The 24349-nt window shown below is 41.7% G+C and carries 20 protein-coding genes; 19 read left to right on the forward strand and 1 reads right to left on the reverse strand.

Annotation, left to right across the window (positions count from 1 at the left end; all coding sequences use genetic code 11):
• The first annotated feature begins 406 nt into the window (after positions 1-406).
• The 10 genes from GD630_RS10450 to GD630_RS10495 all read left to right on the forward strand — a co-directional run bounded on the left by GD630_RS10450 (position 407) and on the right by GD630_RS10495 (position 7326).
• Positions 407-763: a hypothetical protein gene (locus GD630_RS10450; RefSeq protein ID WP_143865386.1), complete on the forward strand. Its 357-nt coding sequence runs from the start codon at positions 407-409 to the stop codon at positions 761-763.
• Positions 764-769: 6 nt separating this feature from the next.
• Positions 770-979: a hypothetical protein gene (locus tag GD630_RS10455; protein WP_143865388.1), complete on the forward strand. Its 210-nt coding sequence runs from the start codon at positions 770-772 to the stop codon at positions 977-979.
• Positions 963-1508 carry an RNA polymerase sigma factor gene (locus GD630_RS10460; RefSeq protein WP_143865389.1) on the forward strand — a complete coding sequence of 182 codons (546 nt, stop codon included), beginning with the start codon at positions 963-965 and terminating at the stop codon, positions 1506-1508. Before GD630_RS10455 ends, GD630_RS10460 begins: the two co-directional genes overlap by 17 nt.
• A gap of 4 nt (positions 1509-1512) precedes the next feature.
• Entirely contained in the window at positions 1513-1842 is a 330-nt protein-coding gene (locus tag GD630_RS10465; RefSeq protein ID WP_143865391.1) for a hypothetical protein, read from the forward strand.
• 21 nt (positions 1843-1863) lie between these two features.
• The gene (locus tag GD630_RS10470) at positions 1864-2307 is read left to right on the forward strand and encodes a hypothetical protein (RefSeq protein ID WP_143865393.1); all 444 of its coding nucleotides are present in this window, start codon (positions 1864-1866) and stop codon (positions 2305-2307) included.
• Positions 2308-2316: 9 nt separating this feature from the next.
• Positions 2317-3738 (forward strand): formylglycine-generating enzyme family protein, encoded by a 1422-nt coding sequence (locus GD630_RS10475; protein WP_229093815.1) that lies wholly within the window; start codon positions 2317-2319, stop codon positions 3736-3738.
• Between the two features lie 21 nt (positions 3739-3759).
• Positions 3760-5124, forward strand: a complete 1365-nt coding sequence (locus GD630_RS10480; protein WP_143865394.1) for a formylglycine-generating enzyme family protein — start codon at positions 3760-3762, stop codon at positions 5122-5124.
• 36 nt (positions 5125-5160) lie between these two features.
• Entirely contained in the window at positions 5161-5508 is a 348-nt protein-coding gene (locus tag GD630_RS10485) for a Spy/CpxP family protein refolding chaperone (protein WP_143865396.1), read from the forward strand.
• A gap of 292 nt (positions 5509-5800) precedes the next feature.
• Positions 5801-6610, forward strand: a complete 810-nt coding sequence (locus GD630_RS10490) for an alpha/beta hydrolase (RefSeq protein ID WP_182505751.1) — start codon at positions 5801-5803, stop codon at positions 6608-6610.
• A 122-nt stretch (positions 6611-6732) separates the two neighbouring features.
• Entirely contained in the window at positions 6733-7326 is a 594-nt protein-coding gene (locus tag GD630_RS10495; RefSeq protein ID WP_143865399.1) for an RteC domain-containing protein, read from the forward strand.
• Positions 7327-7595: 269 nt separating this feature from the next.
• Here the strand turns inward: GD630_RS10495 and GD630_RS10500 are convergent, their stop codons facing one another.
• A complete protein-coding gene (locus tag GD630_RS10500; RefSeq protein WP_182505752.1) occupies positions 7596-9803 on the reverse strand; it encodes a DUF5686 family protein in 2208 nt (735 codons plus the stop codon).
• 539 nt (positions 9804-10342) lie between these two features.
• Here GD630_RS10500 and GD630_RS10505 point away from each other — a divergent pair.
• The 9 genes from GD630_RS10505 (at position 10343) to GD630_RS10545 (ending at position 24345) form a co-directional block, all read left to right on the forward strand.
• Complete coding sequence (locus GD630_RS10505) at positions 10343-12532, forward strand: glutamine synthetase III family protein (RefSeq protein ID WP_007765217.1); 2190 nt, start codon at positions 10343-10345, stop codon at positions 12530-12532.
• A 116-nt stretch (positions 12533-12648) separates the two neighbouring features.
• Positions 12649-13350, forward strand: a complete 702-nt coding sequence (locus tag GD630_RS10510) for a Crp/Fnr family transcriptional regulator (RefSeq protein WP_143865401.1) — start codon at positions 12649-12651, stop codon at positions 13348-13350.
• A 33-nt stretch (positions 13351-13383) separates the two neighbouring features.
• Entirely contained in the window at positions 13384-13938 is a 555-nt protein-coding gene (locus GD630_RS10515) for an RNA polymerase sigma-70 factor (protein WP_007765204.1), read from the forward strand.
• Positions 13939-14005: 67 nt separating this feature from the next.
• Positions 14006-15166, forward strand: coding sequence for a FecR family protein (locus tag GD630_RS10520; protein WP_143865403.1), 1161 nt, complete (start codon positions 14006-14008; stop codon positions 15164-15166).
• A gap of 25 nt (positions 15167-15191) precedes the next feature.
• Positions 15192-18770 carry a SusC/RagA family TonB-linked outer membrane protein gene (locus GD630_RS10525; protein WP_143865405.1) on the forward strand — a complete coding sequence of 1193 codons (3579 nt, stop codon included), beginning with the start codon at positions 15192-15194 and terminating at the stop codon, positions 18768-18770.
• A 19-nt stretch (positions 18771-18789) separates the two neighbouring features.
• Complete coding sequence (locus tag GD630_RS10530; RefSeq protein ID WP_143865407.1) at positions 18790-20358, forward strand: RagB/SusD family nutrient uptake outer membrane protein; 1569 nt, start codon at positions 18790-18792, stop codon at positions 20356-20358.
• 48 nt (positions 20359-20406) lie between these two features.
• The gene (locus GD630_RS10535) at positions 20407-21450 is read left to right on the forward strand and encodes a hypothetical protein (RefSeq protein WP_238482984.1); all 1044 of its coding nucleotides are present in this window, start codon (positions 20407-20409) and stop codon (positions 21448-21450) included.
• 153 nt (positions 21451-21603) lie between these two features.
• Positions 21604-22608: a TlpA family protein disulfide reductase gene (locus GD630_RS10540; protein WP_143865411.1), complete on the forward strand. Its 1005-nt coding sequence runs from the start codon at positions 21604-21606 to the stop codon at positions 22606-22608.
• A 30-nt stretch (positions 22609-22638) separates the two neighbouring features.
• Positions 22639-24345, forward strand: coding sequence for a S8 family serine peptidase (locus tag GD630_RS10545; RefSeq protein ID WP_143865413.1), 1707 nt, complete (start codon positions 22639-22641; stop codon positions 24343-24345).
• Positions 24346-24349 lie beyond the last annotated feature (4 nt).

Genomic DNA, 24349 nt, shown 5'->3' on the forward strand with positions numbered 1-24349 from the left:
GAACGCATACCCAAGTTCGTGGAGCAATACAAGGCGCAGAACGTAACCTACGATCGGGACATTCCGATTTTACAGGAAACGGTCGGCGGCGTATGGAAGTAGGAGGACGAGTTGAAGACGCTGAAAGCGGAGGTCGCGGCGTTGGAGAGAAAGATACAACTTACACTCGCTCCGCCTAAACCCGAAGCAGGGCAGGAACAGACCAACGGCGTACAGCAGGAGAACGTACGACGGAAACAACAGTCGGAAGCTTATTTTTTAGTCCAGTGAAAAATATATGAAAAAAAATACCAGTTCAATTTTACTTTCATTTCTTTGCAAGGTCTTTTATATAGAACGTCCATTCGAATGAGTTCATGGAGGCTTTTATTTTATATGAATGTATAACAAAATAATATAAATGACTATGTGTACAACGAGAAAATGGAAAGCAGGAATATTGGTAGTCGCAATGATATTGGTTTGCGGAGCCGTAAATGCACAACATTGGCATCGGCATTATCGCCCCAACCGGGTTGTTACCGTTGTAGTTCAACCTGACGTAATATCCCATGTCAGTAACCGCTTCAACCAAAAGGAACGATTGGCGATGGCTATAACTTATTTGGAAACGCATAAGCACCTTACCATTAGGCAATATGCCAAAATGACTAAACTTAGCGTGGTATCGGCAGAAGCAGAACTGGATGCTTTCGCTATGGATAAAAAAAAGCCCATACAGCTTGTAATCAGAGGGAAAAAGAAAGTGTACATCAAAAGATAATGGGATATGAAAAAGAATTGGAAACTATTGATGTTGGGAGTAATCGCTATGTTTTTGCTACAATCCTGTGTGACCGTGCGCAAAGCTCGTCACCGTCATCACCATCACAGACATTGTATGGTCATCAGCCAACAGACTACAAATATAACTTTGTTTAATACGCTGGCCATCTATATGGCAATGGATCTCGCAACAGTTTATGAGTATAAAGGATGACAAGGAACTGGTGGAGCTAACGACTAAAGATCCGGAGAAAGGTTTTCGTTACCTGATGACAAAATATAAGGAAGTAGTCTACTGGCACATCCGAAGGTTGGTCGTTGCCCACGAAGACGCACAGGATGCAACGCAGGAAACGTTCGTCAGGGTATTCCGGTCTTTATCTGATTTCAAAGGTGAATGCACCTTTCGTTCTTGGGTGTACCGGATTGCGACCAACGAAGCCTTACGTTTGCTTGGGAAATATAAAAAAGAAGAACTGGTGTCATTGGATGACTCTTACAGCGAACTAAGCAACCTGATGGCTGATGAATATGTCGATTACAGTGATTTGGAAGCCGTTAAGTTGCAGAGAGCCATCTTGTCCTTACCTACCAAGCAACAACTGGCATTTAACCTACGGTACTATAATGAATTGGGATATGACGAGATTGCCGGAATTATCGGTTCAACAGTAGATGGGGCAAAATCCAACTACCATATCGCCAAAGATAAGATTGTCAAATATATGAATGCTAATAATTAGATGTATGAAAAGAGATTTTGATTTCGACCGCATAGGCAAGCGTCTTCCCTATACCGCACCCGATGTTTTTTTGGACGATATGGAAAACAACGTATGGGAAACTGTAAGACAGGAGATGTTGCTTTCCAAACCCAAACGCCATTTTCGCCTTTGGTATTCTTTGACAGGAGGACTTGTGGCAGCAAGTATTGCATTGTTTGTTGTCTGCAATTTATTGCCGAATGATTCAAGAAGTAATTTTGAAGATGTTGAAAAGGCTTTTGCCAATCTGAGCAGCAACGATCAGGATTACCTGTTTGCAACTTATCAGGATGACTTATTTATGAAATTTTGAACGAGTAAAAAATAAAAAGACATGAAGAATATCATTAAAGTTCTTACACTTGCAATCGCAATGGTAACTATCAGCGCAAGTACCTATGCCCAAAAGAATGAACGGCAGCGCATGACCAGAGAACAGTTGGCTGAAACTCAAGCCCGTTTTATAGCCAATGAGATGGCTATGGATGATTCGACAGCCACGCGGTTTGTGGAAACTTTCTGCCAATTCCAGAAAGATATTTGGGCACTTGGCCCCCGCCCTAAAAGAGACACCTCTCATCTTTCGGATAAAGAGGCTGAACAGGCAATGAATGAAAGGTTCGCTCACAGCCAAAAGATACTTGACTTGAGGAAGAAGTATTATTTGAAATACTGCAAATTTTTAACCCCCAGCCAAATAGAGAGGGTGTATGAACTGGAAAGAGGAATGATGAACAGGCTATTCAACCGTTCCAAAAACAAAGAAAACCATAAATAGGACAAGATTATGAAAATAAAAGTATTTGGCATATTTTGCCTGTCGTTTCTGATGACAGCAGCTCTATCTTCTTGTGACAGTGAAGATATTATAGACCAACAGGAAGAAGTGTCCGGCAGTGGAAATCCAACCATGACCGTTCTTGCCGAACAAGTGGCAGGAAGTGATGGATATGATGAAAATGGGGTTACTGTGTTGAACTTTCCAAGTTCACAGGATTTGCACAGCATATCCAGTGGCTTGAAACTGAATTTTCAGTTGTCCGGAATCACAAAAATAGAGTTGGAAAGTGTAGATGGTTATGCCTTGGCCGGAGCTGTCGGTATCCAATGGGGCGAAACAGCGGAAACACTTGTCGGTGAAGTGGAAAACGCCAACTCTATTCTGGTGTTCAATGCCTCGGATGAAAACGGCTTGACTGCCGGAAAAGACTACTACATTTTTACCTTACCCTGCGACCTTTATGGAGGTTACCGCTTGTCAATCTATCGGGAAGGACTCGTGGCACATTATTTTGGTGTACACCAGACCGTAGAATTAGGCTCGTTCATAAGTCCCGTCGATTTGGGGGAGAATGAACTGGAATTTGACGATCCGGATGCACCGCTCGTGGAAGAAGAACGACCGGAACTGGATGCCACGACAACGGCACTTCTCCGTCAATACCAGCAAAACCCTACGGAAGAAAACAAGCAGGCTTTGTTGGATCAAATGGGTATTCGTTACGACAAGGTGGTAGCCCGCAAGAAAGCCAAGCTCCGCGAACTGGAGAGGGAAGCCTTGACTTTGGATGTGGTGGAAGAAATGCAGGAGATTGTGGATGAGATGGTAGAGAACCGCGACATCCGTCTCGAACAGCAGTTCTTGCGTCTTATCGACCCTCGGAATGATGACAACCCCAACGATGCGTGGATGGTACTGCGCGGTGCATCTGCCCCCAATGCCTACATCGGTTATGCCCCTGTAACCAATGCGGAATATGCAGCCTTCAAGCCGGATTTTACCTATGAATCCGGACAGGATAACTATCCGGTAGTGAATATTACGATTGCGGATGCCACGGCTTATTGCGATTGGCTTACGGCACAGGATAATTCGCATAGCTACCGTCTACCTACTGACGAGGAATGGATTCTCGGTGCAGGGCACATGCCGAAGGACGTTGTAATGAACGCTGGTCGTGTGGAGACGGGACTGACAGCAGTAGATGCTTACAGCCAGACAACAGGTGCTTGTGGAGGTATCGACTTTTGGGGCAACTGTTGGGAGTGGACTTCATCCACGGATGCAAACGGGCAGTATATAATTAAAGGCGGTAGTTGGGATTCAGAACGTGATGATTGCCGTAGCGAGAAATCGGATGTCGTAAGAATTGGTACGCAAGGATACGCCAATGTCGGTTTCAGAGTCGTAAGAACTGATTCTATTTAATTCTCCAAATAATATACAAATATGAAAAAATTGTTTTTAGCAATGGCTGTTGCCATTGTGACGGGCACCGCTGTGTCCGCACAAGACAGCAACAAAGAAGATAAAATCGTGGTTTCAACCCACCAGACGGATAAAGCGGATGGATACGAGGGCGATTCCGCCAACCGGTGCGGTATCAAATTCAATTTCCGGCTTACAGGCGTGACAAAGGTAGAACTGGAAAGTGTGGACGGGCTTCCATTGGCGGGTGCGGCAACCATTTGTAAGGATGTTCAGGGAAAAGCTGCAATCGGTGATATGGCACATACAAGCACTATCATTACATATAGCTCAAGCGACAAGTCCGGATTTATACCCGGAAAAGACTACTATATTTCCACCTTGCCTTGCGACCTTTATGGAGGATACAGGCTCTCCATTTATCGGGACGGACTTGTGGCCCATTATTTCGGTGTGCATCAGAAAGTGGATTTGGGAGAATTTATCAGTCCCGATGATTTGGTGGAAAGCGAATTGGAGTTTGACAAGCCCGGTGCCCCACTCGTGGAAGAAGGGCGCCCCAAAATGGATTCCAAGACACATAACCTGTTCGTCCAATACCGGAAGAATCCGACGGAAGCGGGCAGACAAGCACTTCTGGATCAGATGTCTGTACGGTATGACAAAGTAGTGGCAAGAAAGAAAAACAAACTCCGTGAACTGGAACGTGAAGCCCGGACTTACAGCATAGTGGAACACATGCAAGGTATTGTGGGAGAGATGGTGCAGAATAGAGATACCCGCATACAGCAGCAATTTCTTCGCTTTATAGACCCTCGCAGAGATGAGAATCCTAAAGATGCATGGATGGTTCTGCGTGGTGCATCTGCTCCCAATGCCTATATCGGCTACGCACCGGTAACTAATGCCGAATATGCCGCATTTAATCCTCAATTTGCCTATGATACAGGTAAAGAAAACTATCCGGTGGTAAATATCACCATTGCCGAAGCCAAGGCTTATTGCGATTGGCTTACAAAGCAAGATCGGAAGCACATCTACCGTTTGCCAAGCGAAGAAGAGTGGATTCTTGGTGCCGGACACATGCCCAAAGATGTCGCTATGAACTCCGACCACGTTGAATCTGGATTGACAGCAGTGGATGCTTACAAACAATCCACCGGAGCGTGTGGAGGCATTGACTTTTGGGGAAACTGCTGGGAATGGACTACCTCGACCAATGCCAACGGACAGCATATCATCAAAGGAGGAAGTTGGGACTCCAAACGGGACGATTGCCGTAGCGAGAAATCGGATGATGTAAGAGTCGGTACGCAAGGCTATGCCAACGTAGGTTTCCGAATTGTAAGGACAGATGTCTCCAAATCCATGAAATCAAAGCTATAATCAATTTAATAATCAACTCGTAAAAGAAAATTCAGTATGAAAAGAATGTTTTTAGTTATGGCCATTGCCATTGTTACAGTCGTTCAGGTGTCTGCACAAGACGGCAACCGTCAGATGACCGCACAACAGCGGACAGAACAGCGTATCAAGCAGATGAATGAAAAATTGAATCTGACCGATGAACAGGAAACAAAAATCCGTGAATTGTATGCAGACTTCAACAAGCAAAAATATCCCCGTGAGAAACGTAGGGAAGCCATGGCGAAATTGACAGCAGACATTTCTCTTCTCTTGACTGCCGAACAGCAAACTATTTACAAACAAATGATGGAACAAGCGATTGCTGAAATGAAGAAAGGCAGACGTGACAAGGTTAAAGAATAAAAGTTAGTCATTGTGTGTTTCAGGGTCTGGACTTCTTAGCATAAGGAGTCCGGGCTAATGACACTATTTTCATTGAAACCGAAGTATAATGTATCAATTTAGAATAATGATTAAAGTCTTGTTGCTTTGCTTATGTATGGTTGCTTGCAATGATAATGACAAGGGGTATTCTATAATACCTTCAGAGCAAGAACCTGAAGTTGGGGTTTCATCTGATTATACAGAGCTCTTGAACAAAACAACACCCGTCCCGTCTGAATATAATCAGGAATTTGCTTTAAAAGGGAGTGTTGTGCAAATTGATTATGACACCCAAAATTACGTGGAAGGAAATGGGGAAATACGCAAGAATACTGCTTACGTCTATTTACCGTATGGTTACGAGGAAGTATCTGACCAATGCTATAATGTATTTTATTTCGTACATGGTCATGGCGAAACGGCAGCTTCCTTCTTTCAAAATGAAAATGGGTTGTTATGTAAACTACTGGATCACATGATAGGCAATGGTGATATGGCTCCGACTATCGTTGTCTCAACAAGCTATGTTTATGGTAATCCTGTTGATTACTATCCTGATGCAGATCCCTATTGCGAGGTTCTGCCACAAGAATTGGTCAATGATTTAATTCCAATTGTGGAGAACCGTTATCATACGTACACTAAGAATACCGATATGACTGGAATAAAAGCATCAAGAGAACATCGGGCTATCGGAGGCTTTTCAATGGGGGCTGTAACAACTTGGTATGCATTGGAACACACGTTGGACTGTTTCAAATACTTTATGCCGATAAGCTCTGATAGCTGGTCATTAGGACGTTTTGCAGGAATGGATTATCCGACTGAGACAGCAGAATATTTTGCCAACATTGTCCGTTCCTCCACTTCATCGAAGAATGATTTTCATATATGGGCTTGTAGCGGAACGGATGATGTCGCATACGATAGAATTTGGGCACAAGTTCAAGCCATGGCACAAATCACGGACGTGTTTTCTGTCGGCAATCTGACTTTCCACGAACAAGAAGGAGCTCGGCATGAATTCCAACCTATAGCGGAATATCTATACAATGCTCTACCGTCATTATTTCCCAACTGAAGAAAGATGAACTATTCACTTTAATGGTCGAAAACTGTTCACTTTATAAGAAATAAATCTCCACCGAGTCCACTTCAACAAACTCGAAGAAACTGATTTATTTACTTATAAAACGAACATTTATGACACATCATATCACGGCGGATCGTTTGGTGGAATCCGCCACCCAAGCCGTCACGGAAGAACTGTTCCGCGACTTCGATAACACGCTCCGCACCCTCTGCGACGAGGAAGACGACCGCAAAGCCGTTTTTCGCACTCTGCGTTATGCGCGAATCCGTCTGCACGTATTATGCAGATATATCTCGAAAGAGGAAACATCGGAGAGTGATACTCAAATTCGTTTCCTGCATATCGTCATCGGATATATTGACACGGAGTTGGAGATATTGAATCGCTACGGCGATACTTATCCGCCGAAACCTCATGTCTGTAAACGACGTTGGACGGGCGCCGTTGTCGAACTGGTCGAGTTGATATACGCCTTGCACGAGATGAAACGTATCGACGACGGAGAGATAGCCATGAACGAATTGGCCGGATTCTTCGGCGAGTTGTTCGACATTCGTCTTGATGCACGAAGTCTTTACGACGCTTATACCGACATCAAACGGCGCAAGAGTGAGAGCCGTACCTATTTTCTCGACAAGTTGCGCGAGCGTCTGAACCTGCGGATGCAACGCGACGATGAAAAAGAACAGGAGCGGCGACGCTGATTAAATAATGCGGATGGAAGATTCTGTCCGCATTTTGCATAAACCCAATCGCCAATTTTGCTATTTCCAAGAAAAACGTTATATTTGCATAGAGTTGTTCGACGAGATGCAAAGCGCAGTAGTTCAGCGCAGTTACACGGTCGCTAAATCGTTACTGGCAACTTTCTTAATCTCCACTCTACACTGTCATTCAGACAGATACATAAAAGTTTCTTATCCTATACAAAGATAACTAAAATCTTTCGATAAAACAACCGGAACGAAGAAAACTATCGGTTGAACAACTCAAACGTGAACTTACAGCCTATTCCTCCAAATTTCCAGTTTTCGCTGCTCACAAAAACTCCAAAATCAAAGATATGCGTACCAATGCCATACCCTACTTCCAGATAAGGCTGAAGGTGCGGCATAGTGAGCGCACCGACATAAATGCGTTCATTTTGCACATAACGGGTGTACTTCATCAGATGTCTCAATATAAGGAACGGGGCTTCGTAAGTAAAATGCCCGCGCACATACCGGCGGGAAGAGTTGTACCAGCGTCCGTCAAGCACTTGGAATACTCCGCCGATTTCGTCATTCCAACCTACGGGAAGATTGTGACGGGAAAAATTGGCAAAGTCAACAAAATATAACTCATCCTGATTAGTAAACGCTCCGAAGCCGAAACGATAATAAATATTACGCATCAATCCCAAACGGATTTGATGCTGGAGATCAAATTCTATTCTTTCATATTCGCCCGTACTCTTGAATACGCCTTTGATTCCCCGTTCATAATCAACCGAGAAAGTAGGATACAATGAACGCAGGTTTATCTTCCGCTTCCCGTTCATATAATAATAGAGTCCCGGTGTCCATTCCACCCGGACACGAGGGGCGAAACTTATATAAGTATTCTTGAATTTGTCCATAAACTCCGGAGGAGGCATCGGATAATCACCGGTTATCACAAAACGTGAAGGTTCTACGGCAGTTCTCTTATGGGCAGAGAAACCGACACTGACATCCAATCCATTGACAACCTCGACTGTATGGCGGAAATTGAAATACAAGTCCTTGAAATAATCAAGATGAATCAAGTTGAAATTGAATATACTGTCCGGCATGGCTTTCAGTTCATCCAGCACCTTACTGCTATAAATTCGGTTACCATTCCCCACATTCAAGCGGACAAATCCCCGTTTCTGCGGCCAGTACTCAAAATCTGCGTTCAATGACCAATAAAACTCCTTGCGTGTGAAATTATATCCGAGTTTAGGAACAATACGGAGCAGTTTATCTCCCCTGAAAAGACGGTTATAACGAAAATCCTGCCGATATGACAAGCCATTGCTTCCACTATAACTGAACAATAGAGGATTAATGAATGGAGAAAAACGTACACTTCCGATATTAGCCAGGTTGAATTTATAGTCCTCTACCATCAAGTCACCCATCGTTCCCCAGAAAGCTTGACTTTTGGATGGCTTATGCGTTGTCGCCGTGTCACGCCTGAGCAGGTAATCACGGTAGAGTTTCTTCTCACTCTCACTCAATGGAATAGGACGCATGACAGCAAAGGTCGAAGCATCCGTCTTGTAAGCATTCGTATCACACTGCAAGGAGAATGATTCCGACAAGTTATACTTTTTCTTTTCTTTCTTGCGTACTTTCTTTTCTTTCAGTTCAATCGATTTATAATTCAAAGAAGCGGTATAATTGCCATCCACCCTATTTCCGAGAAACTTGAAAAGTGCCTCCACATTGTAACGGACCGGCAAAAATTCATCTTTCTTACCTACCTCCCCCATCTTAATCCAACATGTAAATGTTATCAGCTCCGACCGTCCCGAAAAACGTATTTCCCGGACACTCCAGACATTACTGCTGACAACCATATAACCGCCGACCAACTGATCACTTTTTGTCCGAGGGATAAAGCGTATCCGGTAATCGAGATTATTGGGATCTCCCATCACACTATCTATCTGATATTTATAATATTTCTGTCCGTTCTTGGCAAGCGGCGACAGCAACCGTTCATCATTCAGCAGCGAAGACGAATAGATATTGACACTGAAATATTCAAGCAAACCCGGCAGTCCTCTGTTTCCCCGCACAGTACCTTGATAGGCTTTTACTTTTTGATCGTAAATATTAGGAGCCGTATAATGAAGATCACTGTAAGTTTCGAGCAAATATTCGCGTACCCCTTTCTGCAGACGGAACATAGAGGGCACATAGCGAAGAATAAAATTCTTTTTCTGGATATCCATCTTACCTTTTATATATAGGCTGGCACGATAATCACTGACGATCGTTTCATACAAAGGGGCAAAGGTCATGACACGCTCTATGATGGAATCGGCGGAGATCTCCTGACGCGTATACGGATTCATTACATAATCGTGAGCCGTTCCTTTTGAAGTAAAAAAGAACAAGCCCAATATGCATACTATCAATATTTTATATCTCAATCGTCGTATCTCCTTCATTAACGGAGACAAATATAAAAAAGAATATCGAAAAGCAAGAAGAGTTAGACACTAAAAAGAGTTATCAAAAGAAAACCTTCGCATGGCATAAATACATAACTGCATCGGAAATAAACAGATTTGTGTCCGAACAGCTCATATTTTCTATGCTCCCTCTTGCTTTTTACTGATTAATTTCGTATCTTTAGTGATTTCCATCCTTTCAAATATAGATGGGCATCTTGCATAATGACTAATGTCACGTTATAAGCAGACTAATGTCACGTTACAATGTGACATTGGTCACCATGTAAGGGGACCACTACTCGGGTGCATAAACTATTATAGTTTTCTGCACTGCAATATCAAATTCCCTGCACAGAATAACCTTAAAGACTACGAATCATCACCGGACGAATCAAACTAAAGGAGTATAGCCCTAAGAAGGGGGTGCGCTTCTAAAAACACATCTATTTTTTAAAATACCCCCTTTAAAATAGGGGTACTTTCAGAAAAAACATATATTTTTGCGCCATCAACCGATAAAAAGAAGACCATTTATGTCTAAAATGAGATTTTTTGCATTACAAGAACTTTCCAACCGGAAACCTTTGGAAGTGACTGCTCCTTCCAACAAACTTTCTGATTATTATGGCAGCCATGTGTTCGATCGCAAAAAGATGCAGGAGTATCTTCCCAAAGAAGCCTATAAAGCTGTCATCGATGCCATCGAAAAAGGTACACCTATCAGCCGCGAAGTGGCAGACCTCGTTGCCAACGGCATGAAAAGCTGGGCAAAGTCACTCAACGTCACACACTACACGCACTGGTTCCAACCTTTGACGGACGGAACAGCGGAAAAGCATGACGGCTTTATCGAATTCGGAGAAGACGGTGGAGTAATTGAACGTTTTTCGGGAAAATTGCTGATCCAACAAGAACCCGATGCTTCCTCTTTCCCTAACGGTGGTATCCGCAATACTTTCGAGGCACGCGGTTACACAGCATGGGATGTTTCTTCACCTGCATTCGTAGTAGATACGACTCTCTGTATCCCGACCATCTTCATCTCTTATACAGGAGAGGCGCTGGACTACAAGACTCCGCTACTGAAAGCACTAGCCGCTGTAGATAAAGCTGCAACGGAAGTCTGCCAGTTATTCGACAAGAATATTACACGTGTATATACGAATCTGGGATGGGAACAGGAATATTTCCTTGTGGACTCTTCCTTATATAATGCGCGCCCCGATCTTTGCCTGACAGGACGGACTCTGATGGGACATTCTTCCGCCAAAGACCAACAGCTGGAAGACCATTACTTCGGTTCTATTCCTCCACGTGTCACTGCCTTTATGAAGGAACTCGAAATTGAATGCCATAAACTGGGGATTCCCGCCAAGACCCGTCACAACGAAGTAGCTCCCAATCAATTCGAGTTGGCTCCTATCTTCGAAAACTGTAATCTGGCGAACGACCACAACCAGCTCGTCATGGATTTGATGAAACGAATCGCCCGCAAACATCACTTCAACGTACTTCTGCACGAGAAACCTTATAACGGGGTCAATGGTTCCGGCAAGCATAACAACTGGTCTCTTTGCACCGACACAGGTATCAACCTGTTTGCTCCGGGAAAGAATCCGAAAGGGAATATGTTATTCCTGACTTTCCTCGTCAACGTATTGATGATGGTCTATAAGAACCAGAACCTGCTGCGCGCCTCCATCATGAGTGCCAGCAACAGCCACCGTCTGGGGGCCAACGAAGCTCCTCCCGCCATCCTGTCCTGCTTTTTGGGTTCGCAACTCTCCGCCACTCTCGACGAAATTGTCCGCCAAGTAGGAAACGATAAAATGACACCGGAAGAAAAGACTACACTGAAACTGGGTATCGGACGTATTCCTGAGATTTTGCTCGATACAACCGACCGCAACCGTACTTCTCCTTTCGCTTTCACCGGAAACCGTTTCGAATTCCGCGCCGCAGGTTCTTCTTCCAACTGCGCTGCCGCAATGATAGCTATCAACGCTGCCATGGCAAATCAATTGAACGAATTCCGTGCATCGGTAGAGAAACTGATGGAAGAAGGAGTAGGAAAAGACGAAGCCATCTTCCGGTTGCTGAAAGAAACAATCATCGCTTCCGAACCAATCCGTTTCGAAGGCGACGGTTACTCCGAAGAATGGAAACAGGAAGCTGCGCGACGCGGACTGACCAATATTTGCCACGTTCCGGAAGCATTGATGCATTACGTCGACAATCAGTCTAAATCGGTGCTTATCGGCGAACGTATCTTTAACGAAACCGAATTGAACAGCCGTCTGGAGGTGGAACTGGAAAAATATACCATGAAGGTTCAGATTGAAGGCCGCGTATTGGGTGACCTTGCCATCAACCACATCGTACCGACTGCGGTTGCCTATCAGAACCGTTTGCTTGAAAACCTTCGCGGACTGAAAGAAATATTCCCGGCTGAAGAATACGAAGTACTGAGTGCCGACCGCAAAGAACTGATCCGTGAGATTTCGCACCGGGTGACTTCCATTAAAGTATTGGTTCGCGAAATGACTGAGGCACGAAAAGTTGCCAACCACATGGACAACTACAAAGATAGAGCCTTTGCATACGAAGAAAAGGTACGCCCGTATCTTGACCAGATTCGCGACCACATCGACCACTTGGAGATGGAAGTGGATGATGAAATATGGCCATTGCCTAAATACAGGGAACTGTTATTTACCAAATAAAACGTCCGTAAGATTGCACGAAAGCTCTCACTTTTGTGCAATCTTTTTATAGATTCGTTCATTTTTTCATTTTTTATTTCTACTTTTGTGCTGTATAACACAGTTTTGTAGCACTCATGGTAAAAATGAATATGTCAGACATCGATATTTCGGAACCGTTATCCGATATGTTAGCTCCTCTAAACAATGAACAAAAGGAGTTTCTGATGAATAATTATACGATTCAAACCTACAAAAAAAATGAAACCATTTACTGTGAAGGAGAAACGCCATCGCATCTAATGTGTCTTATCAATGGTAAAGTCAAAATCTTCAAAGATGGTGTAGGAGGTAGAAGTCAGATTATTCGTATGATTAAGCCACACGAATATTTTGCATATCGTGCTTATTTTGCCAAAGAGGATTTTGTTACTGCCGCAGCAGCTTTCGAACCTTCTGTTGTTTGCTTGATTCCCATGAGTGCCATCATGACTTTAGTTGCCCAGAACAATGACCTGGCCATGTTCTTTATCCGCCAGCTTTCCATTGATCTCGGCATTTCTGACGAACGAACCGTCAGCCTGACACAAAAACACATTCGAGGACGTTTGGCCGAATCTCTGATCTTCTTGAAAGAGAGTTATGGACTGGAAGAAGATGGCTCTACTTTGAGCATTTATCTTTCACGCGAGGATCTGGCAAATCTATCAAATATGACTACTTCGAATGCCATCCGCACACTGTCGCAATTCGCTACGGAACGGCTGATTACAATCGACGGAAGAAAGATCAAAATCATCGAAGAAGAAAAGCTGAAGAAAATAAGCAAGATTGGTTAAGAGGGTTCCTACACCAATCACTCCACCCTAAAAGTGAACATACATATAGAAAATATAATTGCAGACATAAAACGTGGCAACAAACAGGCTTTCAAAAAGCTATTTGATGACTACTACCCTATTCTTTGTGTTTTCTCCAACCATTACATCGAAGACAAAGAAGTTTGCAAAGATATTGCACAAGATGTATTATTAGCTTATTGGGAACGAAAAGAAGATTTCAATGACATTCTGAAAGTAAAAAGCTTTCTTTATACCGTTACCCGAAACAAATGTTTGAATCATCTCAAACACGAACAATTAGACATCCCTATTTTTTCCGGCCAAGAAGAGTTTGATAATGGTTTCGAAGCTACCATCATTGAACAGGAAACGTTCCGCATAGTTCGCAAAGCGGTAGAAGAATTGCCTACTCAAATGCGGAATATCATCTTATACTCAATGAAAGGGTTAAAAAACCATGAGATTGCTGACAAATTGCAAATTTCCGAAGGCACTGTCCATACGTTAAAAAAAATCGCCTATCGCAAACTTCGTGAAAACCTTAAAGGCATAAGCTACACCTTATTACTATTTTTATGCAAATAAAGTAACTTTTTGATTACCCCGTTTTTTCGATTGGATTGTTTTACTTATATAACAAATCGAAAAAACGATGAATTCATTCAAAGAAAAATTTAAAATTGCAAAAAATCTTGCTTCTTTATTCACCCATTCGGCTATCCCGGAGGAAGAAAAAGCCTACCGTGAATGGATTAGTGCAAAACCGGAAAATCAAAAGCTGGCCAACCGAATATTGAATGAGGAAACATATGAAAAAAACACCCAGTTAATAAAAAGTTTCTCTTCACAAAAAGCATGGAAGAAAATCTACCCCCTACTGGGAGGAGAAAAACCATTCGGTCGTCTTTCATGGAGAAAGAGTCTGAAATATGCAGCTCTGATTTTGCTTCTGGTAATACCGGTTTCCTACCTTATATATAATTGGATAGCCGGAGAACCGATCGGAGAAATTACTCCGGGAACCCATGGAGGAGAATTAACTTTAAGTAATGGAAATACCTTCAATCTTTTTAATAATGTTCTCCCGGAAGGTGCAACCGAAGTATTCATCATCGACTCCCAAGGAATTAATTATCAGACTCCTGCCAATAAGCCCCAAGTGAAAGAAATCAAAAACACGCTTCGTACGCTACATGGTATGGAATATCACATTGTTCTTTCGGACGGAACCAAAGTACATTTGAATGCAGAAAGTCAATTAACTTACCCCGTCTGTTTCAGTAATAAGGAACGTATTGTACAAATTGAGGGAGAAGCTTATTTTGATGTTGCCCCAGATAAGAAACATCCGTTTATTGTGCAAACCGCGCATACATCTATTCAAGTAACAGGAACTTCATTTAATGTAAGAGCCTACGCAGATGAAGATATGGAAAGCACTACGTTAATCAGCGGAAATGTAAAAATCAGTAGTGAAAATGAAACTTTCGAATTAGTCCCCGACCAACATTATACTTATAATAAAAAGACTCATACCAACAACGTCACTAATGTAAACACAGAGCTGTATACATCTTGGGAGTCCGGATCATTTATTTTTTTAAATGTTCCCCTTAAGAATGTGATGTCATATCTTTCCAAATGGTATGGGTTTCAATATTCTTTCGAAGACGAAACTGCCAAACAAGTACAAATCGGGGCATCCCTTAATCGTTATGAAAACATGAATCCGATTATCGATATGATAACAGAGTTAAATCTGGTCAATATCAAACAACGGGAAGGCATCCTGCACATTTCCTACAAACAGTAATAATACATAATATAACTAACGCATTATGAAAAAACGAACGCAATCCCTGTCACGGGTGGTATCTTATGTAAGCAGAGATTTTATAAAATTCTGCCTTTTATGGATATTCTCCCTTTCTTCACTTATGATTCAAGCGCAAGACAATCAAAGAATCTCTATTGACTTAAAAGGAGAAACTTTGGAATCAGCACTCTGGTATCTACAGAATCGCACAAAATTTATCTTTATGTATGCAACGGAAGATATTGCTAATGTAACTGATATCACCGTCAAAGCTAAAGATAAAACTATCATTGAAATTCTGGATGAATGTCTGGAAGGTACTAATTTAACTTATGACATTTCCGGTAGTGCAATCGTGATAAAGAAAAGGCAAAGCCAAAAAGTGACCATCAGCGGTTGGATTCGCGACACCAGCGGTGAGGCACTTCCCGGCGCCACTGTTACGATCCGGGGATCCAAACATGGAGCCATTGCCGGTCTGGACGGACATTACACTTTCAATATTCCGGCACAAGAAGGATTGATCCTTACTTATTCTTTTATCGGAATGGAAAAGAAAACGATAAAATATACGGGTAAGAAAACAATTAATGTCACCCTGAATGGTTCCAGTACAGAAATTGATGAAGTTGTAGTAACCGGATATCAGAACATTCAACGCCGCGACCTCGTAGGCTCTATAACTACGATCAAAGCGAAAGATATTATAATGCCTTCTTACACTACTATCGACCAAATGCTACAAGGACGCGTAGCAGGTATGGTAGTCAGCAACTCAAGCAGTCGTGTAGGTACTGCTCCCAAGATCCAAATTCGAGGAACCAGCACACTGCAAGGAAACCGTGATCCATTGTGGGTAGTAGATGGTATTATTCAAGAAGATTTCCAAGTAACACTGGATAACGGCGAATTGATGACTAAAAACTTAAAGGACATCATCGGTAACCAAATTTCATGGCTGAACCCTGCCGACATCGAAAACATCACCATCTTGAAAGATGCTTCCGCCACTGCTATCTATGGTTCAAAAGCATCTAACGGTGTAATCGAAATCACAACTAAAAAAAACACCACTGACAGGTTGACTGTGAACTACTCTGCCAACTTCAACATCGGTCAACGTCCTAATTATGGAATGTTCAACTTTATGAACTCCCAAGAACGTATTCGTTTTTCACAAGAAGCATTCGACGCTGGAATTTCCTATGCAACAACACCTTACAAAGATCCTAACACTTATGAAGGTTTGTTACGTATGCTACAAGAACATGATATTTCAGACATCGAATACAGAACACTGTATAACGCCATGGAAACCCGTAATACTGACTGGTTCAAACGCTTGACACGCCGCTCGTTCAGCCATACTCACAATATTAGTGTTTCTGGCGGAACAAACAAGTTCAGCTATTCAGCATCCATGGGTTATAACAACAGCGAAGGGCAAGAGATAGGGAATGATAACGAACGTATGACCGGACGTATTGCCCTCATGCTACGCCCTATAGAAAAACTTACTATCAGCCTGACATTAAATGGTAGCGTTTCTACCACCAATGGTTTCTTTGACAATGTCAATCCTATGGGGTATGCCACTAATACAAACCGTGCCATCGATCCGGACGCCTACTATATGCAAGAGAACGGATACGGCTATAAAACTGGTAATAAAGAAACTCTTTCATACAATTTTATCAATGAACGAGATAACAGTGGATCAAAAGCGCGTTCAAACTTCATGTCCGCTGCTTTAGATGTTAACTGGCACATTCTAGACTGGTTAACTTATCAATTTACCGGAGGTTATTCAAATAACAACAGTACCAATGAAAGCTGGGCTACCGAACGCACATACTACATAGCCAACGAATATCGCGGATACGATTTTAATTCCGTGACTCCCACCAGCCCCGAATTTAAGGCTGCACAACTTCCATTCGGAGGTAAATTGTATACAAACGATAATAACCAGTATTCCTACAATATTCAAAACAAATTGCAATTCAGTAAAGCATTCAACGCTGATAACCGATTAAACGCATTATTGGGTATGGAACTACGTTCATCTACAGCCAAAGGCACTGCCAATACCGTTTGGGGATACGTCCCGGACAGAGGTGAACGTATCGTAGCGCCTACCATACCTAGTGAAGTAGTATCACCAGGAGGAAGTCCGACAGGCTGGGGAATATTAAAAGAGATCTATGACAGAGGTTGGAAAAGAACAAACAACACTAACAACTTCCTTTCGTTTTTTGCCACTTTTGCATATTCATTCAAGAACCGCTATGTAGTGAACGCCAACGTGCGAAATGATGCTTCCAATGTTTTCGGACAGGATATCAATCATCGCATTGACCCTACTTATTCATTCGGTTTTTCTTGGAGAGCATCGGAAGAAGCTTTCTTCCAAAAGTATCTGCCATGGATCACTACACTTAATCTCAGAGGAACATTCGGTATTCAGGGAAATGCTTTAACACGCGAAAGTCCTGAATTAATCTTAAATCAAAGTGGAGTACAAGCCGGATATAACCGTTACTTCTCTACTATCAGCCAGATCCCCAATCCGTATCTCTCGTGGGAACGCACCAAGAACTGGAATTTTGGTGTGGACCTGGAGCTATTCCGTATGTTTTATATGAATCTGGAATATTACACCCGACGTTCCAATGCAGTAATCAATGTTGATTTGCCATTCGAATACGGAATTAATCAGATGAAACGGAACGGTGGAATCATTTACAATCGAGGAATTGAATACACATTATCATTCACGCCTATCCAAAAGCGTGATTTCACTCTGAACGTCAACCTGAATGCCTCTAAAAACTGGAATAAAGGCGGAGAAACCACGATTGACAGAAACACAACAATGTATCTGAATGGAGGTGGTACCCAAATCTTAAAAGAAGGTTATCCGTTGAGCGCATTCTGGTCATATTCTTTTGCTGGTCTTGATGGAACTAACGGTAAACCGACATTCAACTATGTTGAAGTCCCGGAAGAAGAAAAGAGTAAAAGTATCGACCCAACTACTTATCTTGTATATTCCGGAGAAAAAGAGCCTTACTTCACCGGAGGTCTCGGTTTAAGTTTCCGTTACAAATCTTTGTCACTGAACACCAGTTTTTCTCTTTTATTAGGTAGTCATAAACGTTTACCGTCACCTTACGGTGATTTTAAAGGATTCCATGACATGATGCCCAGTCCAATCAGCAACATAAACCGCGATTTACTGAATCGTTGGCAGAAACCAGGAGACGAAGCCCATACAAATATTCCCGGACTACCCACATGGCCGAGAGGGATAGCTTGGACTTTGCCTAATACAGATTCCGGAGAATCCCCCATTCCAATGTGGGAAAAATCAGATGCTATGGTAGTAAATGCCTCATTCTTACGCTGCCGAAACATCGGATTATCCTGGCAAATGAAACAAGAATGGTGTGACAAGATACATGCTAAAAATCTGTCTGTCAATTTCAATATGGACAATATATTTGTAATAGCCAGCAAACGTTTCAACGGCTTTGACCCGGAATTGGAAAACAGCATCATGCCACGCTCTTTCTCACTGGGACTTAATATCGGATTTTAAACAATAAACAAAGAGTGATATGAAAATTAAATATTTAATCTATACAATTACACTTATCAGTCTCGCCGCTTGTGGAGATTTTTTAGAGCCCAAATCACAGAGCCAATACATCCCCAAAGACGCTAATGCATTACAAGAGATGCTTATCGGAGAAGCTTACCCCCGGCAACAAGACACAAAATTTCTTAACTATTTGGAAATACTTACAGATGATATCGAGCAGAATCAGGTAGAAGGTTACGGATTCACAGAAAATGACCAAGCAAAAATGGAAGTTTTTGAAATTTTGTATAGCTGGCAACCCAATATGTTCGAAATACGAGAGAAGTTGGGATACCAAACGGTCAATACATGGGAAAACCTATATGAATATATTTTAGGAGCCAATGCCGCACTTGACTATATCGATGAAGTGTCTGGCACAGAAATTGAAAAAAATTATATCAAAGCACAATCCTATGCGCTAAGGGCTTTTTATTATTATATGTTGGTCAATCAGTACGGACTTCCTTATAATTATAACAAAGAATCATTGGGAGTTCCACTCAAGCTGGATAGTAAAATGAGGGATGAAGGCGATATATTGATGAAACGGAACACGGTAGAAGAAGTCTATCAACAGATTGTTACCGACCTAAACGAAGCGGAACGCTTATTCCTAACTCTCTCCACTACTCAACAATATGAGCCGAACTACCTCGTCAGCCTACCTATGGTGCAACTATTAAAGTCACGTGTAGCTCTATATATGGAAAATTGGGCAGAAGCAAAAACGTATGCGGAGAAAGTTATCAAAGATTGGAACTTCTCCTTACGCGACCTGAATACCATCCCTATACCGGAAGCAGGTATGAAAGAACCTTATTATACATTCAATACATACGACTCACCGGAAGTTATCTGGAGTTATGGAACCATAAGAGACCTAACAGATGAATATGAAGGTTATATCGAAAAAAAAGACGATAATTCCGATAAAGAAGAGAACAGAAAAATGTTTAAAGCCGCAGACGAATTAATCAAGAGTTTCCAAGAAGGTGATTTACGTAAAGATCGTTACATTACTAGAGAAATACAGTACAACGAATGGGAACCGGAAAACAGTACTTTTTATGATACTTATCTCCCTTATGGCAAATACAAAACACTCCGTTCTGTTCCCGCTTCAGGAACTAGTGACTATTTTGCCCTCTCTTTTCGAATAGCAGAAGCTTATCTGAACTATGCAGAAGCTGCTGCCATGAATAAAGCTGAAGGAGATGCCATAACCGCAATGCATACATTATTGGAAAAACGATACGTCGAAGGAAATGCCCCCTCCTTTTCTGGACTAACCGGAGAAGCTCTTATCACTAAAATACGTGAAGAACGTAGAAAAGAACTTTGCTATGAAGGGCAACGCTGGTTCGACTTACGCCGCTATGGTATGCTTCCCATACAACATAAATGGGAAGGAAAAGTGTATACACTCACAAAGAATGATCTTTCGTATGTGCTGCCTATCCCTCAAGAAGTTTTGCAAAGAAACTTATTACTAGAACAAAATTCATTCGGACCTCAACGAACCGGAGTTCCTGTTATAGACTAAACTATAAATAAAAAAACAATGATCACCAAATTTAAACAACAGAGAATTATGAAGCCAATATATAATGTATGGATATTACTATTCTGTCTCACATTCTCTTCCTGTTACAATGAAGATATAATTGAGCCGACACCAGATCCGCTAGCACTTGCCGGAGGATTTGAATTTCCTCAAGGAGATAACCCGTGGGACAATGATGCTTTGGAAATCTATAAAAATTTCGGAGTAAAGCTGATATATAAAAATATAGCAGAAAAAGACCTCAATAAAAGCTGGACCAATGGCGGACTTAGTAATTCATCAAAAATATTCGAAAATTGCCTCAATGACGAAATGGGTGCATTTTATATCACCTTTATGAAAAGCCATGTATTTCCTTATCTCAATCGGGAAGTGACTGATAGAGTATTTCCTATGTATTGGTATTTTGTATACAATTATTCTGTGTTTACTTCTATATCAGTATTAGAATTTCATGTAGCGTTAAAAGAGCATGATGAAAATCAAACCGATTGTTGGGTAACTTGCTTTTGGGGAGATGCATTTCATTGTAGTGATTTTATGTCTGGTATGATTATGAATCCTAGAGATCCCTTTACTGAATGGCTAAGCCCCATCGCCGGTAATCAAGATAGTTATACAATACGTCGTTTTAAAATCATTGATGAAATCATACGTACAGCTATTACAAGAGGAAATATCATCATACCAGAAGAAGAGTTTGATGCCGGATTCGACCATTCAACTCCACTTATCAGAAATGAAGATATTGAAAGCAAAGCTGATGCTAACTACTATCTGAAAAGAGGTTATCCCGGTGATATAAATTCATCATCAGGAAAATACTATAAACCAGATTCTGATAATCCTCCAACACCTAAAGAAACATTTATCGGCTATCTGCAAATAGCTATGCGTCATACCAAAGAAGAACGGGAAGCAATGTTTCCTTCAGCAACCTATCCATTTCTAAGTACTAAGTTCGATTTTGTGATAAACTATTTAAAAAAATATAATATTGATTTGGAGGCTATCGCCAAAGGGCCGGAAGATTGGGATATTAAACCTTATCCAGAACTACCCGAAAACTGATGAAGGAGAAGCTGGAAATGGCAATGATGTTCCTTGGAGAGACAGATTGGTAAAAAACTCCATAACAATCAAATTAGTCATTTCATTATTACAGGATAGATAAAATAAAAACGAAGAGATTTAAAATTCACTATATATTATAAACTCCAAATCATGAAATTAATAAGACTCTCACTGATATTATTGCTCTTATACAGTACCACTCCTCTATGGAGCGACAATGGACTGCAATTCAAGGGAAAGTTAAGACTGCTCAAACCGACCACTTTACAAGTAAAGGACCTGAATGGAAACCTTATTCTAGATTGTTCTATAAACCAGAATGGAGTATTCGAAACTGAAAAAAAAGAAATTTCACCTGATGTATACACATTATATATTGGAAATACGGAACAAAACATATACTTCGAAAACGTTCCTGTAAGCATTAATGGTTTTTTTGATGAAAAGAACCCCGAACAAAGTTCGCTCTCATTCACCGGCATCGATTCATTTCTGACTTTACAAAACTATATGCCTACAGAAAGAGATCCGGATAAAGCAACAATCTCGACTTCCGCCAAAGAGAAGCTGACACCTGCCATGGCGTCCGCATTGGCTTATCTGGCAGATGTAAATGATTACTCATCCAACAAAATGTTATTGGACATGATACCGGAACAAGATAGGAATTCTTTGTCTGCCAAATGGTTGATCAACAAAGTAGAAGTCCTCTCCCACCAGATTATCGGTGCAGAATGTCCTGGTTTTACGTTCATTGACAGCAATGGAAAGAGTGTAAGTTTAAAGGACTTCCGTGGAAAAATTGTCGTATTGGATTTCTGTGCTTCCTGGTGTGGTCCTTGCCGCAAAGAGATGCGCAGTATGCTGACAATATATAATGAACTGAAAGCGGATGATTTAGAATTCATCAGTGTTTCGTTGGATGACAGCGAAACAAAATGGAGAAAAATGCTGGATGAAGAAAAACTGCCGTGGGTGATGCTATGGGATAAAACAGGATTTCCCAAAAACAGCAAGACTCCAAGCGTTATTCAGGCTGCTTACGGTTTCTACTCCATCCCTTTCCTTGTTGTCATTGACAAAGAAGGAAAACTCGCTGCACGTAACGTCCGGGGAGAACAGGTACGCGAAGCTATTTTAAAAATAAGAAAATAACTAGATTGTATAAATTATAACTCATCAACAATGAAGAAACTTATATTTCCTATCGTATGCTGTTTTGTCAGCATGGCAGTATCGGCCCAGTTAGTCAAACAAAAGGTAGAAACACAAAAGAAGCAATCCGAACTGGACTGGTTTAACTGTTCTTTCGACAAAGACAGTGTATACGGTGCTGAAGTGAACAAGGCTTACGAGTATCTGAAAGCTAATAAAAAGAAAGCTAAAAAAAGACCGGTTGTTGCATTGATCGGAACGGGAATGGACGTAGAACACGAAGATCTGAAACAAGCTATCTGGGTGAATCCCAAAGAAAAGCTAAATCAGAAAGACGATGATAAGAATGGTTTGATAGACGACATCAATGGATGGAATTTCATCGGTGGCAAAGACGGTCAGGTCATGGAATCTCTGACACGCGAAGGAGAACGTGAATTTTTCCGTCTGAAAGATAAATATGCGGATTATATCTTTGACGGAAAGAAATATTATAAAATCATTAACGGAAAACGTCAGGAAGTACCCGCACCGGAAAATATGGAAGAGTATAGTTATTATCGTTATAAGGTAATGCCTGAATCCAGAATCGGAGGTTCATATGGTGGTCTGCAACTCTCTTATGTCATTGAAGAATATGTTGAGAAATTCGATAAGGACATGAAAAAGCGTTTCCCCGGAAAAGAGCTGACTGTCGATGATTTCCAGAGTTGCTATGATCCTAAAGCAGAAAGAGACAGCCTTTCTGAAATCGCTTTTGTATTTACCGCTTATTCATTCAGCATTTACCAAACGGACAAATGGGATCTTGTGTACCAAAGAATGGGAAAGAAAAGTGTGGAAACAGCCAAAACGTCCTATGAAGATGCTTTAAAAAAATACGGAACTGACAACCGGAAAGAAATTGTAGGTGATAATCCTCTGGATATTAACGACACACAATATGGCAATAATGTACTGTTGACATCTGATGCAGCAACAGGGGTTATGAAAGCGGGAGTAATCGCAGCCAAACGCGACAACGGTGTCGGAAGTAACGGTATTGCCGATAATGCAGAAATTATGACTTTACGTATTCATCCGGGAGAAGGAGAACCTTATTTAAAAGATATGGCACTGGCCATCCGTTATGCAGTAAACCACGGAGCGGATGTTATTTTATTACCGGAACAAAATTCGTTATACCCCGAAGAACAGAAACAATGGGTAGCAGATGCACTGAAAGAAGCTGAAAAGAAAGGAGCATTGGTAATAGTTCCGGTTTGGGATCTGTCGGTAGACATGGATAAAAGTGAATTCTTCCCAAACCGGAAAATGGGCAAAGACAGCGAGCTTACCAATCTTATGGTGGTTGCTTCATCCGACAAGAAAGGCAATCCGGTACTGAACACCAATTACGGTGCAACCACTCTTGATCTTTATGCACCGGGAACAGATATTTATTCATCTTATATGGGTGATACGTACCAAAAAGGTACAGGTGAAGGAATGGCCTCGGCTACTGTAGCCGGTGTAGCTGCCTTGGTGAAATCATATTTCCCTAAATTAACCGGCTCACAAATCCGTGACATACTACTGAAAAGCGTCACTTCACGCAAAGGGGTGGAAGTGGAAAAAGGAATCCGTGTAAACGACAGCCCTTCACAAGACTTGTTCCTTTTCGATGATTTGTGTATTTCCGGAGGTATTGTAAACGCTTATCAGGCAATTTTGGAAGCAGAAAAAGTCAGCAAATAAAGAT

Origin of the sequence: Bacteroides zhangwenhongii, from assembly GCF_009193325.2 — a bacterium.
In the GTDB taxonomy this organism is placed as follows: Bacteria; Bacteroidota; Bacteroidia; order Bacteroidales; family Bacteroidaceae; genus Bacteroides; species Bacteroides zhangwenhongii.

Bases quoted from the DNA above. Each gene is read 5' to 3' on its own strand.
- GD630_RS10520 (WP_143865403.1), top strand. From the start codon at position 14,006: ATGAATTCATTCAAAGAAAAATTTAAAATTGCAAAAAATCTTGCTTCT.
- GD630_RS10530 (WP_143865407.1), top strand. From the start codon at position 18,790: ATGAAAATTAAATATTTAATCTATACAATTACACTTATCAGTCTCGCC.
- GD630_RS10450 (WP_143865386.1), top strand. From the start codon at position 407: ATGTGTACAACGAGAAAATGGAAAGCAGGAATATTGGTAGTCGCAATG.
- GD630_RS10470 (WP_143865393.1), top strand. From the start codon at position 1,864: ATGAAGAATATCATTAAAGTTCTTACACTTGCAATCGCAATGGTAACT.
- GD630_RS10540 (WP_143865411.1), top strand. From the start codon at position 21,604: ATGAAATTAATAAGACTCTCACTGATATTATTGCTCTTATACAGTACC.
- GD630_RS10535 (WP_238482984.1), top strand. From the start codon at position 20,407: ATGAAGCCAATATATAATGTATGGATATTACTATTCTGTCTCACATTC.
- GD630_RS10495 (WP_143865399.1), top strand. From the start codon at position 6,733: ATGACACATCATATCACGGCGGATCGTTTGGTGGAATCCGCCACCCAA.
- GD630_RS10480 (WP_143865394.1), top strand. From the start codon at position 3,760: ATGAAAAAATTGTTTTTAGCAATGGCTGTTGCCATTGTGACGGGCACC.
- GD630_RS10505 (WP_007765217.1), top strand. From the start codon at position 10,343: ATGTCTAAAATGAGATTTTTTGCATTACAAGAACTTTCCAACCGGAAA.
- GD630_RS10545 (WP_143865413.1), top strand. From the start codon at position 22,639: ATGAAGAAACTTATATTTCCTATCGTATGCTGTTTTGTCAGCATGGCA.
- GD630_RS10500 (WP_182505752.1), bottom strand. From the start codon at position 9,803: ATGAAGGAGATACGACGATTGAGATATAAAATATTGATAGTATGCATA.
- GD630_RS10455 (WP_143865388.1), top strand. From the start codon at position 770: ATGAAAAAGAATTGGAAACTATTGATGTTGGGAGTAATCGCTATGTTT.
- GD630_RS10510 (WP_143865401.1), top strand. From the start codon at position 12,649: ATGGTAAAAATGAATATGTCAGACATCGATATTTCGGAACCGTTATCC.
- GD630_RS10460 (WP_143865389.1), top strand. From the start codon at position 963: ATGAGTATAAAGGATGACAAGGAACTGGTGGAGCTAACGACTAAAGAT.
- GD630_RS10525 (WP_143865405.1), top strand. From the start codon at position 15,192: ATGAAAAAACGAACGCAATCCCTGTCACGGGTGGTATCTTATGTAAGC.
- GD630_RS10475 (WP_229093815.1), top strand. From the start codon at position 2,317: ATGAAAATAAAAGTATTTGGCATATTTTGCCTGTCGTTTCTGATGACA.
- GD630_RS10465 (WP_143865391.1), top strand. From the start codon at position 1,513: ATGAAAAGAGATTTTGATTTCGACCGCATAGGCAAGCGTCTTCCCTAT.
- GD630_RS10485 (WP_143865396.1), top strand. From the start codon at position 5,161: ATGAAAAGAATGTTTTTAGTTATGGCCATTGCCATTGTTACAGTCGTT.